The organism is Secundilactobacillus oryzae JCM 18671 (assembly GCF_000740055.1).
Classification (GTDB): Bacteria; Bacillota; Bacilli; order Lactobacillales; family Lactobacillaceae; genus Secundilactobacillus; species Secundilactobacillus oryzae.
The window spans coordinates 1-673 of the sequence record NZ_BBJM01000073.1; the positions used below are offsets into that span (position 1 = coordinate 1).

1 rRNA gene is annotated in these 673 nt (G+C 49.0%); it reads right to left on the reverse strand.

The annotated features are described in order from the left end of the window. Positions 1–673, reverse strand: a 23S ribosomal RNA gene (locus tag LOSG293_RS09800); the annotation flags it as partial.

Sequence of the window (673 nt, forward strand, 5' to 3'; positions counted from 1 at the left end):
TCGGTTTGCGGTACGGGTAGTTAAACATTCACTAGAAGCTTTTCTCGGCAGTGTGACATCAGGTGCTTCCCTACTTAATTCGGTCCTCATCACAACTTGTCTACACGGTCACCAGCATTTGACTGCTAACCAGACTTATTGCTTGAACATGCTTTTCCAGCTGCATGCTCACCTTAGCCTCCTGCGTCCCTCCATCGTTCAAACACGTTTAACTAGTACAGGAATCTCAACCTGTTATCCATCGTCTACGCCTCTCGGCCTCGACTTAGGTCCCGACTAACCCTGGGAGGACGAGCCTTCCCCAGGAAACCTTAGTCATTCGGTGGACCAGATTCTCACTGGTCTTTCGCTACTCATACCGGCATTCTCACTTCTAAGCGCTCCACTAGTCCTTACGATCTAGCTTCACCGCCCTTAGAACGCTCTCCTATCACGCAACCTTACGGTTGCATCCACAATTTCGGTAGTATGCTTAGCCCCGGTACATTTTCGGCGCAAAATCACTCGGCTAGTGAGCTATTACGCACTCTTTAAATGGTGGCTGCTTCTGAGCCAACATCCTAGCTGTCTATGCAACTTCACTACCTTTTCCACTTAGCATACATTTAGGGACCTTAATTGGTGGTCTGGGCTGTTCCCCTTTCGACGATGGATCTTATCACTCACCGTCTGA